16 protein-coding genes are annotated in these 16,044 nt (G+C 70.1%); 6 read left to right on the top strand and 10 right to left on the bottom strand.

Going from position 1 to position 16,044, the window contains the following annotated elements:
* The first annotated feature begins 134 nt into the window (after positions 1–134).
* The gene (locus OG624_RS19365) at positions 135–851 is read left to right on the top strand and encodes a phosphatase PAP2 family protein (protein ID WP_033225929.1); all 717 of its coding nucleotides are present in this window, start codon (positions 135–137) and stop codon (positions 849–851) included.
* A 137-nt stretch (positions 852–988) separates the two neighbouring features.
* On the opposite strand, the gene OG624_RS19360 is transcribed toward OG624_RS19365, so the two are convergent.
* Complete coding sequence (locus OG624_RS19360; RefSeq protein WP_033225928.1) at positions 989–1,201, bottom strand: hypothetical protein; 213 nt, start codon at positions 1,199–1,201, stop codon at positions 989–991.
* 103 nt (positions 1,202–1,304) lie between these two features.
* Positions 1,305–1,517, bottom strand: coding sequence for a hypothetical protein (locus tag OG624_RS19355; protein ID WP_033225927.1), 213 nt, complete (start codon positions 1,515–1,517; stop codon positions 1,305–1,307).
* Between the two features lie 131 nt (positions 1,518–1,648).
* Between OG624_RS19355 and OG624_RS19350 the strand changes: the two genes are divergently transcribed.
* Together OG624_RS19350 and OG624_RS19345 are read left to right on the top strand one after the other, a co-directional pair.
* The gene (locus tag OG624_RS19350; protein ID WP_161293253.1) at positions 1,649–2,485 is read left to right on the top strand and encodes a hypothetical protein; all 837 of its coding nucleotides are present in this window, start codon (positions 1,649–1,651) and stop codon (positions 2,483–2,485) included.
* 177 nt (positions 2,486–2,662) lie between these two features.
* Positions 2,663–2,809: a hypothetical protein gene (locus tag OG624_RS19345; protein ID WP_244291003.1), complete on the top strand. Its 147-nt coding sequence runs from the start codon at positions 2,663–2,665 to the stop codon at positions 2,807–2,809.
* Between the two features lie 124 nt (positions 2,810–2,933).
* Here the strand turns inward: OG624_RS19345 and OG624_RS19340 are convergent, their stop codons facing one another.
* Positions 2,934–3,248 carry a metal-sensitive transcriptional regulator gene (locus OG624_RS19340; RefSeq protein ID WP_030009310.1) on the bottom strand — a complete coding sequence of 105 codons (315 nt, stop codon included), beginning with the start codon at positions 3,246–3,248 and terminating at the stop codon, positions 2,934–2,936.
* A gap of 205 nt (positions 3,249–3,453) precedes the next feature.
* Here OG624_RS19340 and OG624_RS19335 point away from each other — a divergent pair, with 205 nt between their 5' ends.
* Together OG624_RS19335 and OG624_RS19330 are read left to right on the top strand one after the other, a co-directional pair.
* Complete coding sequence (locus OG624_RS19335) at positions 3,454–4,074, top strand: DUF47 domain-containing protein (RefSeq protein WP_033225924.1); 621 nt, start codon at positions 3,454–3,456, stop codon at positions 4,072–4,074.
* A gap of 5 nt (positions 4,075–4,079) precedes the next feature.
* Complete coding sequence (locus OG624_RS19330; RefSeq protein ID WP_033225923.1) at positions 4,080–5,078, top strand: inorganic phosphate transporter; 999 nt, start codon at positions 4,080–4,082, stop codon at positions 5,076–5,078.
* 114 nt (positions 5,079–5,192) lie between these two features.
* On the opposite strand, the gene pstB is transcribed toward OG624_RS19330, so the two are convergent.
* The 7 genes from pstB to mshD all read right to left on the bottom strand — a co-directional run bounded on the left by pstB (position 5,193) and on the right by mshD (position 14,044).
* On the bottom strand, positions 5,193–5,969 hold the full coding sequence (pstB, locus tag OG624_RS19325) for a phosphate ABC transporter ATP-binding protein PstB (RefSeq protein ID WP_030009312.1): 777 nt from the start codon (positions 5,967–5,969) through the stop codon (positions 5,193–5,195).
* Between the two features lie 29 nt (positions 5,970–5,998).
* The gene (pstA, locus tag OG624_RS19320) at positions 5,999–7,081 is read right to left on the bottom strand and encodes a phosphate ABC transporter permease PstA (RefSeq protein WP_033225922.1); all 1,083 of its coding nucleotides are present in this window, start codon (positions 7,079–7,081) and stop codon (positions 5,999–6,001) included.
* Entirely contained in the window at positions 7,081–8,070 is a 990-nt protein-coding gene (gene pstC / locus OG624_RS19315) for a phosphate ABC transporter permease subunit PstC (protein WP_030768174.1), read from the bottom strand. The genes pstA and pstC overlap by 1 nt, the downstream gene beginning before the upstream one ends.
* 129 nt (positions 8,071–8,199) lie before the next feature.
* Positions 8,200–9,336, bottom strand: coding sequence for a phosphate ABC transporter substrate-binding protein PstS (gene pstS / locus OG624_RS19310; protein ID WP_033225921.1), 1,137 nt, complete (start codon positions 9,334–9,336; stop codon positions 8,200–8,202).
* 246 nt (positions 9,337–9,582) lie between these two features.
* On the bottom strand, positions 9,583–10,548 hold the full coding sequence (locus OG624_RS19305) for a CHAD domain-containing protein (protein ID WP_033225920.1): 966 nt from the start codon (positions 10,546–10,548) through the stop codon (positions 9,583–9,585).
* Positions 10,529–12,796, bottom strand: coding sequence for an RNA degradosome polyphosphate kinase (locus tag OG624_RS19300; protein WP_033225918.1), 2,268 nt, complete (start codon positions 12,794–12,796; stop codon positions 10,529–10,531). Before OG624_RS19300 ends, OG624_RS19305 begins: the two co-directional genes overlap by 20 nt.
* A 321-nt stretch (positions 12,797–13,117) precedes the next feature.
* Complete coding sequence (gene mshD / locus OG624_RS19295) at positions 13,118–14,044, bottom strand: mycothiol synthase (protein WP_033225917.1); 927 nt, start codon at positions 14,042–14,044, stop codon at positions 13,118–13,120.
* A 168-nt stretch (positions 14,045–14,212) separates the two neighbouring features.
* On the opposite strand from mshD, the gene OG624_RS19290 reads away from it, so the two are divergent.
* The gene (locus OG624_RS19290) at positions 14,213–16,030 is read left to right on the top strand and encodes a bifunctional metallophosphatase/5'-nucleotidase (protein WP_371639632.1); all 1,818 of its coding nucleotides are present in this window, start codon (positions 14,213–14,215) and stop codon (positions 16,028–16,030) included.
* Positions 16,031–16,044 lie beyond the last annotated feature (14 nt).

Here is a 16,044-nt window from a genome sequence, read left to right as displayed (position 1 = left end):
GCGTGGAGAATGGAACGTAGGAGCCAGAACGGGCGTTCCATGGGCGCGGGGGTTGGTCAAGGTGGGGGTGGAGGGGCGCACACAGGGGTGCGTTCCGCAGGGGAACCACGGCAAGGGCAAGGGGCCGCGTCACCATGGCTGGACTCACAACAGGTGGGCCGAACGTGGATGTCAGCCTGCTGTACGAGATCAACGGAGCGGCTCGGCACGCTCCGGCGTGGCTGGACCGGGTCGTGAGCCTGGCCGGTGAGTACGGGATCCTGCTGGCCCTGGTGCTCCTGGTCCTGTGGTGCTGGCGTGGTGCCCGCCGCCACGACGAGTCCGCCGCCGTCGAATCCGTCGCCGCGCTCGTCTGGGCCCCGCTCGCCGCCGGGCTGGCGCTGCTCGTGAATGTGCCGCTGCGTGAATTCGTCGGGCGGCAGCGTCCGTTCCGCCAGCACGAGGGCCTGCAAGTCCTCGATCCCGCCTTCGGTTGGGGGCTCGGGCGCACCGAGTTCTCCTTCGTCAGCGGCCACACCACCCTCGCGATGGCCCTGGGCGTTGGCCTGTTCGTGGCGAACCGGAAGTTCGGCCTCGTCGGGATCGGGCTGGCCTTCGCCGAGGGCCTGTGCCGCGTCTACATGGGCATCCACTACCCGACCGACATCATCGGCGGCCTCGCGCTCGGCACCGCCGTGGTGCTCCTGCTCGCGCCGCTCGCGATGGCGGCGCTGACCCCGCTGGTGCGGGCGGTGGCCCGCTCGCGGCGCTGTGGCCGGCTCGTACGGGCCAAGCACCTCGCGCTGCCCCGGCCGGTCGGGCTCCCGCAGGCCCAGACCCCGCCCACGCACGAGAGCGACCTCGCCGCCTGACACCGGTGGCGTGACGGGGCCCGGCCCCGATCAGGTCTGCGCGTACGTGTTCCATACGGCGAGCAGCGCGGCCGCCAGCAGGCACAGCACCGCGGCCCCGAAGCACACCCGCACCGCCTTCGGCCGGGAGCGGCGCATCAGGGCTCGCCGCCGTCGGAGTCGCGGCGGTGCCGGGAACGCAGCCACCAGCCGGTCGCCGCGGCCGCCGCCGTGGTGAGCCCGACGGCCAGGGCCACGTCGGCGGGGCTGTCCGCCGAGCCCGCGGGTCGGGCCCAGGCAACGGCGGCCGGGACGGACACGATGAGCAGGGCCCGGAGAAGGGCCGCGCGGCGGGCTGCGGAACCTGGCATGAGTCAAGGGCATCCGCTGCGGCGTACCCCGGCCAGCCGGCCGGTCCGAACGGGCTAGGCCCTGTCTTTCGGATCAGGCCCGGCCTGATCCGAAAGACAAGCCCTAGCCCGTGTGTCGGGCGGCGTCCTTGCGGGCCAGGTCGCGGGAACGGCGGGCCGGACCGCTCCAGCCGCAGGTGCAGACGGCCAGGCAGAACGATCCGCGGTCGGCGGTGGATGTGGTGTGGCCGGTCGGCGGCTCCGGCCGCGCGTGCGGCCCCGGGAGCGGCAGGGAGTCGAGCGGAGGGACCAGGGTCGCGTCGGTATGCGGTTCCACAGGTCCACGGTACCGGGGCGGGCGGCGCGCGGGGAGGGTGCGCCCCCGTGACGGGAAACCCCGGACCTCGTTAAACGGAGCGGGTGGGGGCCTCGGGCAAGCAGCGGTCATGCGTTGGGGGTTGGCAGGCGATGGTGGATCACCAGCACAGGCGACCGCGCGGGCGTGCGGGTGAGGCGGTACTCGCCGCCGGTGTCACCCTGGCGGTCTCGACGATGACCGGGTGCGGCGCGGGCGAAGCGAGCGACGGCCGCCCCCCGGCGGACGCGGCGGCGGTGGTCCGCGGGGCCGCCGACGTACTGACGAGGACCGGCAGTGCCCGGGCCCGTACGGCCATGGAGATGGCGACGGGCGGCACCCGCGTCACGATCCGCGGCGAGGGCGGGGTCGACTTCAAGAAGCGGATGGGCCAGCTCATCGTGATGCTCCCGGCCGATGTGAAGGGCAAGGCCGAGCACCGGCCGATCACCGAGCTGCTCGTGCCCGGCGCGCTCTACATGAAGAACCGGGGCGCGGGCGTCCCGGACGACAAGTGGGTCCGGGTCGACACGACGACCCTGAACGACGGGAACCTGGTCACGGGCGGGGCCACCGATCCGCTGGTCGCGGCCGAGCTGCTGCGGGGCGCGCAGGAGGTGACGTACGTGGGGGAGACCGAGGTGGCGGGCACCAAGGTGCGGCACTACCGGGGGATCACGGACATCGGGCGGGCCGCGGGAAGCGCGTCGCCGGAGGTGCGGGGGGCATTGGCGGCAGCGGCGAAAGGGTTCGGCACGGACACGGTGCCGTTCGACGCCTACCTCGACGAGGAGGGGCGCTTGCGGAAGGTCAGGCACCGGTTCACGTACGTCAACAATGGCGTGATCGATGTGTCCTCGACCACGCTGCTGTACGGATTCGGGACGCCGGTGACCGTCGTATTGCCCGCAAGTGGGGACATTTACGCCGGGAAGATCTCCGACCAGTGAGGCGGAGGGGGAGCGGGCGGCGCGATCGGGCCACGGTCGGGTATCCGGAAATGGTCCATCCGTGTCATGCGGTGGACGGCAGGGCCTCCCTACGCTGAGAAGCCGGGCGCCGGCGCGTGGTGCGGTGCGGTATGACCGATGACGGCCGCTGGCCGGTGGCAGATTGAGGTGACACGCGTGACTCCCGCAGGCGGTACGACGGTGCAGGACCACGTTGCTCTCGCCGAGATCGAGCTGTGCGGTGAGCTGATCATCGCCGCCTCGGCTGCCGTGGAGGAGCGGCTCAGCCTGGACCGGATCGACGAGGTCCTGCTCGGGCACTAGCCGGTGCCCGAGCCGCGCCGACGCTCGCGCCGCTGCCGGGGCTCCGCCCCGACCCCGCGCCTCGGACGCCGGCGGGGCTGGAGGGTGCGCGGGGCCGGCGATGCGCGCGGCCGAGGTTCGCCGGTCAGGTGCGCAGGAGGCGGGCGATGGCCTTGGTGGCCTCCTCGACCTTGGCGTCGATCTCGGTGCCGCCCTTGACCGCCGCGTCCGCGACGCAGTGCCGCAGGTGCTCCTCCAGTAGCTGGAGCGCGAAGGACTGCAGTGCCTTCGTGCTCGCCGAGACCTGGGTGAGTATGTCGATGCAGTAGACGTCCTCGTCGACGAGTCGCTGGAGGCCGCGGATCTGGCCCTCGATCCGGCGCAGCCGCTTGAGGTGCTCGTCCTTCTGGTGGTGGTAGCCGTGGACGGCTCCGGAGCCTTCCGCCTCGATGGTCGTCATACGTCCTCCCGTGGTCCGGAACGAGGGGTGCATGCGGAATGCATACCCCTCATGGGTATAGGGTACTGGGCCGCGCCGCCCGGGGCAGGGGTCCGTGGTCCTCACTCTGCCCGATGGAGGACACTGGGGAACGGCCGGTTAGCCGTGGCCGAGGGATGCGCCTAGCATCAGCCTGACCGAATCCAATGCACCCCGAGGACCTCACGTGCGATTTCGTCTGACCCCCAGGGAGACGAGCTTCTACGACATGTTCGCCGCATCCGCGGACAACATCGTCACGGGCTCCAAGCTCCTGATGGAACTGCTCGGAGCGGACTCCTCCGCCCGGGTCGAGATCGCGGAGCGGATGCGGGCAGCGGAACACGCGGGGGACGACGCGACCCACGCGATCTTCCACCAGCTGAACTCCTCCTTCATCACGCCGTTCGACCGCGAGGACATCTACAACCTGGCCTCGTCGCTCGACGACATCATGGACTTCATGGAGGAGGCCGTCGACCTCGTCGTCCTCTACAACGTGGAGGAGCTCCCCAAGGGTGTCGAGCAGCAGATCGAGGTGCTGGCGCGCGCGGCCGAGCTGACCGCCGAGGCCATGCCGCACCTGCGGACGATGGACAACCTCACCGAGTACTGGATCGAGGTCAACCGCCTCGAGAACCAGGCCGACCAGATCCACCGCAAGCTGCTCGCCCAGCTCTTCAACGGCAAGTACGACGCCATCGAGGTGCTGAAGCTCAAGCAGATCGTCGACGTGCTCGAAGAGGCGGCCGACGCGTTCGAGCATGTCGCGAACACGGTGGAGACCATCGCGGTCAAGGAGTCCTGAACCTCGTGGACACCTTCGCTCTGGTCGTGACCATCGGCGTCGCGCTCGGCTTTACCTATACGAACGGTTTCCACGACTCGGCGAACGCGATCGCGACCTCCGTCTCGACGCGGGCGCTGACCCCGCGCGCGGCGCTGGCGATGGCGGCCGTGATGAACCTCGCCGGAGCCTTCCTCGGCAGTGGCGTCGCCAAGACGGTCAGCGAGGGCCTGATCGAGACGCCCCAGGGCACGCGGGGCATGTGGATCCTGTTCTCGGCGCTCGTCGGTGCGATCGTCTGGAACCTGATCACCTGGTACTTCGGTCTGCCCTCGTCCTCCTCGCACGCGCTGTTCGGCGGCATGGTGGGCGCGGCGCTGGCGGGCGGCACGGGTGTCATCTGGAGCGGGGTGATCGACAAGGTCGTCATCCCGATGTTCGCCTCGCCGGTCGTCGGTCTGGTGGCCGGTTATCTGGTGATGGTGGTCATCCTGTGGATGTTCCGCCGCTCCAACCCGCACAAGGCCAAGCACGGCTTCCGTATCGCGCAGACCGTGTCGGCGGCCGCCATGGCGCTCGGCCACGGTCTCCAGGACGCGCAGAAGACGATGGGCATCGTGGTGATGGCGCTGGTCATCGCCGATGTGCAGAGCGCCGACGAGGCGATCCCGGTCTGGGTCAAGGTCGTGTGCGCGGTGATGCTGTCGCTGGGTACGTACGCGGGCGGCTGGCGCATCATGCGCACCCTCGGCCGCAAGATCATCGAGCTGGACCCGCCGCAGGGCTTCGCGGCCGAGACCACGGGCGCCTCGATCATGTTCGGCTCGGCGTACCTCTTCCACGCGCCGATCTCCACCACCCACGTGATCACCTCGGCGATCATGGGTGTGGGTGCGACCAAGCGCGTGAACGCGGTCCGCTGGGGTGTCGCCAAGAACATCGTCCTGGGTTGGTTCATCACGATGCCGGCCGCGGCCGTGGTCGCCGCGTTGAGCTTCTGGGTCGTCGACCTCGCGTTCGTGTAGGACCCGGGAACGAAAGCGGGCCGGCTCCCCCCACCCAGGGGGAGCCGGCCCTTTTTCTTTCTTTCGCCTTGCGGTGGCACCGCCATGCAGCACCGCAGGACGTCCGGTCCCGGTTTAGCCGAAGCGACCCGAGATGTAGTCCTCGGTCGCCTGGACGGACGGGTTCGAGAAGATCCGGTCCGTGTCGTCGAGCTCGATGAGCTTGCCGGGCTGTCCGACGGCCGAGAGGTTGAAGAAGGCGGTGCGGTCCGAGACGCGGGCCGCCTGCTGCATGTTGTGCGTCACGATGACGATCGTGAAGCGCTCCTTGAGCTCGCCGATCAGGTCCTCGATCGCCAGGGTGGAGATCGGGTCGAGGGCCGAGCAGGGCTCGTCCATCAGCAGGACCTGGGGCTCGACCGCGATGGCGCGGGCGATGCACAGACGCTGCTGCTGGCCGCCGGAGAGGCCGGAGCCGGGCTTGTTCAGGCGGTCCTTGACCTCGTTCCAGAGGTTGGCGCCCTGGAGCGACTTCTCGACGATGTCCGTGAGCTCGGACTTCTTGAAGCTGCCGTTCAGCCGCAGGCCCGCCGCCACGTTGTCGAAGATCGACATGGTGGGGAAGGGGTTCGGGCGCTGGAAGACCATGCCGACCGTGCGACGGACCGCGACGGGGTCCACGCCGGTGCCGTACAGGTTCTCGTCGTCCAGCAGGACCTTGCCCTCGACACGACCGCCGGGGGTGACCTCGTGCATGCGGTTGAGGGTGCGCAGGAAGGTGGACTTGCCGCAGCCGGACGGGCCGATGAAGGCCGTCACGGAGCGGGGCTCCACGGTCATCGAGATGTCATCGATGGCCTTGTGGGTGCCGTAGAAGGCGGACAGTCCGGAGACGTCGATTCGCTTCGCCATGAGGGGTCACTTCGCTTTCATGAGTCGCGTCAGCGACCGGTCTTCGGGGCCTTCCAGCGGGCGATGCCGCGGGCCACCAGATTGAGGATCATGACGAAGGCGATCAGGACCAGGGCCGCGGCCCATGCCCGGTCGTAGGAGGCTTCACTACCGACCTTGTACTGCTCCCAAATGTAGAGCGGGAGCGAGGACTGGGCGCCTTCGAAGGGGTTGCCGTTGATGAGCTGGGAGCCGAAGACCAGCAGCATGATCGGGGCGGTCTCGCCGGCGATGCGGGCGACGGCCAGCATCACACCGGTGGAGATACCGCCGATCGCGGTCGGGAGCACGACCTTGAGGATCACGCGCCACTTCGGCACACCGAGGGCGAGGGCGGCCTCGCGCAGCTCGTTCGGGACGAGCTTGAGCATCTCCTCGGTGGAGCGGACCACGACCGGCATCATCAGGATCGACAGGGCCATGGCGCCGGCGAAGCCGGAGGGGCCGAAGCCGAGCATCAGGTTCCAGGTCGTCAGGATGAACAGGCCCGCGACGATGGAGGGGATGCCGGTCATGACGTCGACGAAGAAGGTGACGGACTTGGCGAGGCGGCCCTTGCCGTACTCGACCAGGTACACGGCGGTCAGCAGGCCGATGGGGGCCGCGATCAGCGTGGCGAGGGCGACCTGCTCGATGGTGCCGAGGAGGGCGTGGTAGACGCCGCCGCCCTCGTCGAAGCTGGTCACGCCGTTCATGGAGTGGCTGAGGAAGTTGCCGTTCAGCAGCTTCAGGCCGCGGCTGATCGTGGTCCACATCAGCGAGAGCAGCGGGATGACCGCGAGGACGAAGCAGACCCACACGAGGGAGGTCGCGACGCGGTCCTTGGCCTGGCGGCGGTTCTCGATCACCGCGCTGGCGGTGTAGGTGACGGCGACGAAGAGCAGCGCCGCGAGCAGACCCCACTGGATCTTGCTGTCGAGGCCGAAGACGAGGCCGATGCCGCAGCCGAGGGCGATCGAGACGGCCGCGACGGCCGCCGGTGCCCAGCGGGGCAGGCCGCCGCGGGTGAGGCCGGCGGGGGCGGCGGACTTGCGGTCCCGGGTGGGGCGCGGGTCCTGGAGTGCGTGGCTCATCAGGCGTTCGCCCCCGAGAAGTCCTTGCGGCGAGCGATGATCAGGCGAGCTGCACCGTTGACCAGCAGGGTGAGCAGGAAGAGGACCAGACCGGAGGCGATCAGCGCGTCGCGGCCGAACTCGTTGGCCTCGTCGAACTTCGCGGCGATGTTCTGCGCGAACGTGCCGCCGCCCGGGTCCAGGATGTGACCGGAGATCAGGAAGCTCGGGGAGAGGACGGTCGCGACGGCCATGGTCTCGCCGAGCGCGCGGCCGAGGCCGAGCATCGAGGCGGAGATGACGCCGGAGCGGCCGAAGGGCAGCACCGACATGCGGATGACCTCCCAGCGGGTCGCGCCGAGGGCCAGGGCGGCCTCCTCGTTCATGCGCGGGACCTGGAGGAAGACCTCACGGCTGACGCTGGTCACGATCGGCAGGATCATGATCGCGAGCAGGATGCCGACGGTGAAGAGCGAACGGGCCACGCCGACCTGGGTCTTGTCGAAGACGTAGGTCCAGCCCAGGTACTCGTCGAGCCAGAGGTTCAGGCCGTTCAGCTGCGGGACGAGGAAGAGGGCGCCCCAGATGCCGTAGATGATCGACGGCACGGCGGCCAGCAGGTCGACCGTGTACGCGAGGGGCGCGGCCAGCTTGCGCGGCGCGTAGTGCGAGATGAACAGGGCGATGCCGACAGCGATCGGAACGGCGATGGCCATCGCGACGATCGAGCTGACGACGGTGCCGAAGAGCAGGACGGCGATGCCGAAGACGGGCGGGTTGGCCGACGCGTTCCAGTCGAAGGTGGTGAGGAAGTTCCCCTCGTTCTTCGACAGGGCGATCGAGGCGCGGTAGGTGAGGAAGGCGGCGATCGACGCCATGATCACCAGGAGCAGGATGCCGGAGCCCTTGGAGAGCCCGGCGAAGATCTTGTCACCGGCGCGGCCGGTGGATCCTCCGCTCTTGGCGACAGGCGGAGCCGTGTCTATCTGGGTGGGTGTGGTGGAAGCCATGGTCTTTCCGGTCTGTGTGGGGGGCAGGCCCCCTGGCGGCGGTGCACCGGATTCCCCCGGGTGAAGGGGAGGGGTCCCCGAGGTGTCGGCTGCCCGGACGGGGGTGGCCGACACCTCGGGGGTCAGGATTTAGCCGAGGCCGTTGATGACCTCGCGGACCTTGGTGTTGATCTCGGCCGGGATCGGCGCGTAGCCGTTCTCCAGCAGGACCTTCTGGCCGGCGTCCGAGGCGGCGTAGTTCAGGAAGGACTTCACGGTCGGGAGCGTCTCGGCCTTGTTGCCCTTGTCGCAGACGACCTCGTAGGTCACCAGGACGAGCGGGTAGGCGCCCTCGGCCTTGGTGGTGTAGTCGAGCTTGAGGGCCAGGTCGGAGCCGGTGCCGGCGACCTTGGCGGCGGCGATGGCCTTGGAGGCGTTCTCACCGCTGGCCTTGACCGGGGCGGCGGCACCGGTGTTCAGGTCGACGGTCTTGATGTTCTGCGAGCTGGCGAAGGAGAGCTCGAAGTAGCCGATCGCACCGTCGACCTGCTTGACCTGGGCGGCGACGCTGGAGGAGCCGGAGGCCGACTGACCGCCCGGGGCGGCCCACTTCTTCGCGGCCTCGTACGGCCAGGCGTCACCCGCGGTGGCCTTGAGGTACTTGGTGAGGTTCTCGGTGGTGCCCGAGTCGTCGGAGCGGTGGAAGGCCTGGATGGCGGTGGAGGGAAGCGTGACGCCGGGGTTCAGCTTCTTGATCGCCTCGTCGTCCCACTTCTTGATCTTGTCGTTGAAGATGTTGGCGACCGTGGCGGCGTCGAGGTTCAGCTTGTCCACGCCGGCGACGTTGAAGCCGAGGGCGATCGGGCCGCCGACCATCGGGAGGTCGATGCCCTGACCACCGGTGCAGATCTTCTTCGACTCCTCGACCTGCTCCGGCTTCAGCGCCGAGTCGGAGCCGGCGAAACCGACGGTGCCCTGGTTGAAGGCGACGATGCCCTCACCGGAGGAGGAGGACTTGTAGTTCACCTCGACGCCGGAGCAGGCGGCCATGTAGTTCTTGATCCACAGCTCGATCGCGTTCTTCTGCGCGGACGAGCCGGAGGCCAGGAGCTTGCCCTTGGCGTCGTCGCACTTGATGTCGCCCGCGGCGGCCGCGGAGGGCTTCGCCGAGCCGTCGGCGGTCTTGGTGTTGTCGTCCGAGCCGCACGCCGTGAGGACCAGGGCGCCGGACACGACAAGCGCCCCGAGGGCGGAGGCACGAAGCATGTTCTTGCGCTGAAGCTTCACTTTCGGGTGTTCCTTCCAGAAGCCGCCGGCCGCTTTCTGAATCGGGGCGGCGTGCGAAGAGGACTACGTCGGTTGTGCGCGGCTGAGCTGCTCGACCTCCGGGCGACTCGCTCCGTGCATCACCGAAATTAGGCAGAACAGGTGAAGCAGCCGACCGGGCCGAGTGAACGGATGGTGAACCGTGGCGGACGACCCGGTGCGTCCCGGCCGCGTCGCCCACAGCCGTCATCATCCGTTACCCCGACGTTATCGCGACGTGACCGCGGGCTCGGGAAGCCAGAGATGCCGGAACGCGAGACGCGCGGCCTCGACCTCGTGGCGCTGGTCGGCGTGCAGGACACCGAGGGCGTACGCCGTCGCCGGGGCGATGCGCGGGGTGCGGGCCGCCGTCGCCGAGGCGGTCGCCGCCTCGGCCGCGTCCCGGTGACGGTCCAGGGCCTCGCCCGCGGCCGCCGGGCGGGTCACGTCCTCGCCGAGGGCCTCCCGGGCGTAGCGGTGGACCCGCAGCAGGCGGCGGACCTCGTGCCAGGGCCCGTCGTGGTCCGCGTTGTACGGATGGGCCCCGTCGACCGGGGGCAGGGCCGTGACCGCCGCCGACAGTCGGGTTTCGGCCACGGACGCCAGCGGGACGAGTACCTCCGACACCCGGCCCCGGGCCGCGACCGCGTCCAGCGGCACCTCCGAGGCCAGCACCGCCACCGCGTCCGCCACCGCGTGGAAGCGGGAGGAGCCGAGGGCCTGGAGGGTGGCCGAGTGGGCGCGCGTACGGGCCAGGGTCAGCTGCCGCTCCAGCAGTGCGCCGGCCCGCGCCGAGCCCACCGTCAGCGCGCCGGCCGAACCGCGCGGGGCGGGCAGCTCCGGGGACCCTGACAGCCGGTGCAGGGCGTCCATCAGCCGGGTCAGCCGGGCCGCGTACGCGTGCTCGTCGGCCAGTGTCGAGGACAGCCACACCAGCTCGGTGCGCAGCCCGTCGGCCCAGGAGGACTCGGTCACCACCCGGAAGGTGGCCAGGGATCCGCTGATGCGGCGCGCAGCCCCCCGCAGGCCGCGCGCCGCATCGCTTCCATCGGCGGCATCGGCCCCGCTCGCCGTGCTTTCACCGTGCAGGCGCAGCGCGCGCAGGAAAGCGGTGGCCTGGGCGCGCAGGTACGTGCCGAGCACGGCACCTGCGTCCGCCGTCGCCGTAATCGGGTCATGGTTTGGCTGAGCCACGCCGGCGCCTCCGGGCGTCTATGAGCGTCTCCTGTACGTGCCGCAGCGGCTGGCCGTCCGCGTCCGTGCTGTGCCGGGTCCACTCGCCGTCCGGGCCCAGGTGCCAGGAGGAGGTGGCGTCGGACATCCCGGTTTCCAGCATCCGGTCCAGTGCCGCGCGGTGGGCCGGGTCGGCGACCCTGACCAGTGCCTCGATACGGCGGTCGAGGTTGCGGTGCATCATGTCGGCGCTGCCGATCCACACCTCGGGTTCGCCGCCGTTGCCGAAGGCGAAGACCCGGGAGTGTTCCAGGAAGCGGCCGAGGATCGAGCGGACCCGGATGTTGTCCGAGAGCCCGGGGACCCCGGGGCGCACCGCGCAGATGCCGCGCACCCAGATGTCGACGGGCACTCCCGCCTGGGAGGCCCGGTAGAGCGAGTCGATGAGGGCCTCGTCGACGATCGAGTTCATCTTGAGCCGGACGTAGGCGGGGCGGCCGGCCTTGTGGTGGGCGGCCTCCTTGTCGATCCGCGCTATCAGTCCGTCCCGCAGCGAGCGGGGCGCCACCATCAGCCGGCGGTAGGTCTCGCGGCGCGAGTAGCCGGACAGTCGGTTGAAGAGGTCGGAGAGGTCCGCGCCGACCTGCGGGTCGGCGGTGAGCAGGCCGAGGTCCTCGTAGAGCCGGGCGGTCTTGGGGTGGTAGTTGCCGGTGCCCACGTGCGAGTAGCGGCGCAGCTGGTCGCCTTCCTGGCGGACGACGAGCGACAGCTTGCAGTGGGTCTTGAGGCCGACGAGGCCGTAGACGACGTGGCAGCCGGACTCCTCCAGCTTGCGCGCCCACTTGATGTTGGCCTGCTCGTCGAAGCGGGCCTTGATCTCGACGAGTACGAGGACCTGCTTGCCGGAGTCGGCGGCGTCGATCAGGGCGTCCACGATCGGGGAGTCGCCGGAGGTGCGGTAGAGCGTCTGCTTGATGGCGAGGACGTCCGGGTCGGCGGCGGCCTGCTCCAGGAAGGCCTGCACCGAGGTGGAGAAGGAGTCGTACGGGTGGTGCAGCAGGACGTCCCGCTCACGCAGGGCGGCGAAGATGTCGGGCGCGGACGCGGACTCGACCTCGGCGAGGTCGCGGTGGGTGCCGGCGACGAACTTCGGGTACTTCAGCTCCGGGATGTCCAGCGAGGCGATGCCGAAGAGGGCGGTCAGGTCCAGCGGGCCGGGCAGCGGGTAGACCTCGGAGGCGTTGACCTTCAGTTCCTGGACCAGCAGGTCCAGTACGCCGGGGTCGATGGACTCCTCGACCTCCAGCCGGACGGGCGGGCCGAAGCGACGCCGCATGAGCTCCTTCTCCAGGGCTTGGAGGAGGTTCTCGGCGTCGTCCTCCTCCACTTCCAGGTCCTCGTTGCGGGTCACCCGGAACATGTGGTGCGCGAGCACCTCCATGCCGGGGAACAGCTCCTCCAGGTGCGCGGCGATGACGTCCTCCAGCGGGACGTAGCGCTGCGGGGAGGCCTCCAGGAAGCGGGACAGGAGCGGCGGGACCTTGACCCGGGCGAAGTGGCGGTGGCCGCTGACGGGGTTGCGTACGACCACGGCCAGGTTCAGGGAGAGGCCGGAGATGTACGGGAAGGGGTGCGCGGGGTCCACGGCCAGCGGGGTCAGCACGGGGAAGATCTGGTTGCGGAACAGGGTGAAGAGGCGGGCCTGCTCCTTCTCCGTGAGATCGGGCCAGCGGATCAGGTGGACGCCCTCCTCGGCGAGTGCCGGGGAGATGTCCTGCTGGAAGCAGGCGGCGTGCCGGGCCATGAGCTCGCGCGAGCGCGTCCAGATGAGGTCCAGCACCTCGCGGGGCTGCAGGCCGGAGGCCGAACGGGTGGCGACGCCCGTCGCGATGCGCCGCTTGAGGCCGGCCACGCGCACCATGAAGAACTCGTCGAGGTTGCTCGCGAAGATCGCCAGGAAGTTGGCGCGCTCCAGCAGGGGCGTCGTCGGATCCTCGGCGAGCTCCAGCACCCGCTCGTTGAAGGCGAGCCAGCTGCGCTCCCGGTCGAGGAAGCGTCCCGGGGGGAGCTCGTCGTCGCCGTCCTTGTCCTCGTAGGCGTCCAGATCGGCGTCGAGATCGGGTTCGAGGTCGACGTGCGGGCGGTGCGCGGAGATGGACCCTATGCGGGCATGGGCTCCGGTGACGGCCCGGCCGGGGGCGGCGCCGGGGGTGTGAGACGGGTGCTGGGCGGGGACCTCGGTGGGGTCTGCGCTGGGCTGGTGGCTCATGACTCCATTCTTCCGCGCACGCGGGAGGACAGGCACGTCGGAAGTGTCGGCCGTCAGTCGGAGTCGGGGCTGCATTGGGGGAGAGTCGCAAGCGCGTCTGAATGCCTGGTTAATGGCGTGTGGCTTCCCGGGTCCGGCGGGGTGCACGAACCGCCTCCCGGCGGGGTGGCGGGGGCCGGTGTGCCCCGGCGTGCGCGGGTGCGGCGCCGTGGCGGGGGCGCCGCCCTCGGGCCCCCGCCGGGCGCTGCCCGGACCCCCGCCTCGAACGCCGGCGGGGCTGGTTCGGCCCGGCGGGGCTTGGATCCGGCGGGGCCGGGGCGGTCAGCTTTCCGTGCGGTACATCAGGTCCACCTCGTGGGTGGTGAAGCCGAGGCCCTCGTACACCGCCAGGGCCGCCGGATTGTCGGCGTCCACGTAGAGCATGGCCGTCGGCAGGCCCTGGGCCGCCAGGTGGCGCAGGCCGATCGCGGTGAGGGCCTTGCCGAGACCGCCGCCCTGGGCGCCGGGGCGGACGCCGACCACGTAGACCTCGCCGAGCTGCTCGGCCGCGTGGACCTTCGTCCAGTGGAAGCCGACGAGCTCGCCGTCGCGTTCCGCGAGGAAGAAGCCCTTGGGGTCGAACCACGGCTGCGCGATCCGGTCGTCCAGGTCGCGCTGGGTCAGCGAGCCCTGCTCGGGGTGATGGGCGAAGGCGGCCGCGTTCGCCGCGAGCCAGGCCGCGTCGTCGGCGCCGGGCACGAAGGTGCGTACGGTCACCCCGGGCGGGAGCACCGGCTCCGGCAGCGGGGCTCCTCCTGCCAGTGGCCGGCGCAGCTGGCGCAGCTCGCGGAAGAGGGTCAGGCCGAGCACCTGCGCGAGGTGCCGGGCGGCGGACTTGCCGCCGTGCGCCCAGACCCGCAGTCGTTTGCCGGAGGCGGCCAGCAGGGCCGTGCCCATGGCCCGCCCGTGGCCGCGCCCGCGCAGAGCCGGGTGTACGACGAGTTCGGCGGCCGGGGCCTCCACCGGGTCGGTGTCCTCCAGTTGCCCGTAGGCGGAGAGCCGGCCGCCCTCGGTGAGCAGGAGGTGCCGGATCCCCTCGCGCGGCCCCCCGCGCAGCTGGAGCCGGCCCTGTTCGGACACGGCGGTGGTGCCGTCCGTACGTGCCGCGTCGTCGATGAGGTCGAGTACGGCGCTCGCCTGTTCCTCCGTCAGCTCGTCGAGGGTCTGAATCTGCCGTCCCGGCTCCAGGGCCGCTGCTGCGTCAGTCATGACACGAGCCTACGACCGCCGTGGGGAGGGGTGGAGTGCGGGCGCGTGGTCGGTGCTTCTTCTGCGCGTAACCAACGCGATACCGCTACCCCCTGGTAGAGCTACGCGCGTTGACCTTAGGCTTCGGCGGACCTCCCAAGTCTTACCGCTGTCACATAAGGGGACTAAATGTCAGCGACGCCACAACGGCACCGCCGAACCCGCCGGTTGACCCTCACCGCTCTCGCCGTCACGGCCGGGGCCGGAGCGATGGTCGCGGCCGCACTTCCGGCCGGTGCCGCGAGTGGTGGCGGTGCGGCCAAGAGCCGGACCGTCGATGTACAGATGCTGTCGTTCAACGACTTCCACGGCACCCTGGAGCCCCCGCAGGGCTCCTCCGGCACCGTGACCGAGCGTCAGGCCGACGGCACCACCAAGGCCATACCCGCGGGTGGTGTCGAGTACCTGGCGACCAGCCTGCGCGAGGCCCGCAAGGGCCACGAGTACTCCGTCACGGCCGCGGCCGGTGACATGATCGGCGGCAGCCCGATGCTGTCCGGGCTCTTCCACGACGAGCCGAGCATCGAGGCGCTGAACAAGATCGGCCTGGACGTCTCCAGCGTCGGCAACCACGAGTTCGACGAGGGCAAGACCGAGCTGCGCCGCATGGGTTACGGCGGCTGCCACCCGGTCGAGGGCTGCTTCGAGTACGGCAAGGACTTCACCGGCGCCGAATTCCAGTACCTCGCGGCCAACGTCACGGACGAGAAGACCAAGCGTCCGCTGATGTCGCCCACCTACATCTGGAAGAAGGGGGACGTGAAGATCGGCTTCATCGGCGTCACCCTGGAGGGCACTCCGGACGTCGTGACCGCCGAGGGGGTCAAGGGCCTCAAGTTCGGCGACGAGGTCGAGACGATCAACAAGTACGCCGCCGAGCTGAACAAGCAGGGCGTGAAGTCGATCGTGGCGCTGATCCACGAGGGCGGCCTGCCCGCCAACGGCGCGTACAACTACGACTGTGACGTCCCGGGCGCCGGCGCCGGCATCTCGGGCGCGATCGTGGACATCGCCAAGAACGTGGACTCCAAGGTCGACGCGCTGGTCACCGGTCACACGCACCAGGCCTACGCCTGCAACATCCCGGACCCGGCGGGCAACCCGCGCACGGTGACCTCGGCCGCCTCCATCGGCCGCCTGTTCACCGACACCACCCTCACCTACGACCGGCAGACCAAGGACATCGTCCGTACGCCGATCACCTCGCCGAAGCCGGTGAACAAGATCGTGGGCCGGGAGCAGCCGAAGGCCCCGGACATGACCGAGCTGATCGACCGTTGGAAGGCGCTGGCGGCCCCGATCGCCAACCGTCCGCAGGGCTTCATCTCGGCCGACATCCCCGGCCGCGGTTCCGAGGCGCCCGAGAAGCCGCTGGGCGACCTGATCGCCGACGCGCAGCTCGAAGCGCTCGCCCCGGCGGACAAGGGCGGCGCGCAGCTGGCCGTCATGAACCCGGGCGGCATCCGCTCGGACCTCGCCTACAAGGCCTCGGGTGACGAGGGCGACGGTGTGGTGACGTACGGCGAGTCCTTCACGGTCCAGCCCTTCACCAACATGATGAACATCGTGGACCTGACCGGCGCGCAGCTGATCACCGCGCTCCAGCAGCAGGTCAGCGGCCCGGTCAACGGGGCGAACCCGAAGATCCTGCAGGTGTCGAAGGGCTTCACCTACACCCTGGACATGACGAAGGCGGGCGCGGACCGCGTCGTCGTGGACTCGGTGAAGCTGAACGGCGTGCCGCTCGACCTGGCGAAGACCTACCGGGTCGCGATGAACGAGTTCCTCGCGGGCGGCGGTGACGGCTTCACCGTCCTGAAGGAGCACAAGAACAAGCTCGTGGGCGCGTCCGACCTGGACTGCTTCAACGCCTACCTGACGAAGAACTCCTCGGCGGCGGCCCCGATCGTCCCGCCGGCGGCGAACCGGATCACCGTCATCAAGTAACACCGCGTGCGGTA

Source organism: Streptomyces virginiae, assembly GCF_041432505.1.
Taxonomy (GTDB): Bacteria; Actinomycetota; Actinomycetes; order Streptomycetales; family Streptomycetaceae; genus Streptomyces; species Streptomyces virginiae_A.
This window is presented reverse-complemented; position numbering and strand designations above follow the sequence as displayed.

Bases quoted from the DNA above. Each gene is read 5' to 3' on its own strand.
- OG624_RS19360 (WP_033225928.1), bottom strand. From the start codon at position 1,201: ATGCCAGGTTCCGCAGCCCGCCGCGCGGCCCTTCTCCGGGCCCTGCTC.
- OG624_RS19340 (WP_030009310.1), bottom strand. From the start codon at position 3,248: ATGACGACCATCGAGGCGGAAGGCTCCGGAGCCGTCCACGGCTACCAC.
- pstA (WP_033225922.1), bottom strand. From the start codon at position 7,081: ATGAGCCACGCACTCCAGGACCCGCGCCCCACCCGGGACCGCAAGTCC.
- OG624_RS19290 (WP_371639632.1), top strand. From the start codon at position 14,213: ATGTCAGCGACGCCACAACGGCACCGCCGAACCCGCCGGTTGACCCTC.
- pstC (WP_030768174.1), bottom strand. From the start codon at position 8,070: ATGGCTTCCACCACACCCACCCAGATAGACACGGCTCCGCCTGTCGCC.
- mshD (WP_033225917.1), bottom strand. From the start codon at position 14,044: ATGACTGACGCAGCAGCGGCCCTGGAGCCGGGACGGCAGATTCAGACC.
- pstB (WP_030009312.1), bottom strand. From the start codon at position 5,969: ATGGCGAAGCGAATCGACGTCTCCGGACTGTCCGCCTTCTACGGCACC.
- OG624_RS19300 (WP_033225918.1), bottom strand. From the start codon at position 12,796: ATGAGCCACCAGCCCAGCGCAGACCCCACCGAGGTCCCCGCCCAGCAC.
- OG624_RS19350 (WP_161293253.1), top strand. From the start codon at position 1,649: ATGGTGGATCACCAGCACAGGCGACCGCGCGGGCGTGCGGGTGAGGCG.
- OG624_RS19365 (WP_033225929.1), top strand. From the start codon at position 135: ATGGCTGGACTCACAACAGGTGGGCCGAACGTGGATGTCAGCCTGCTG.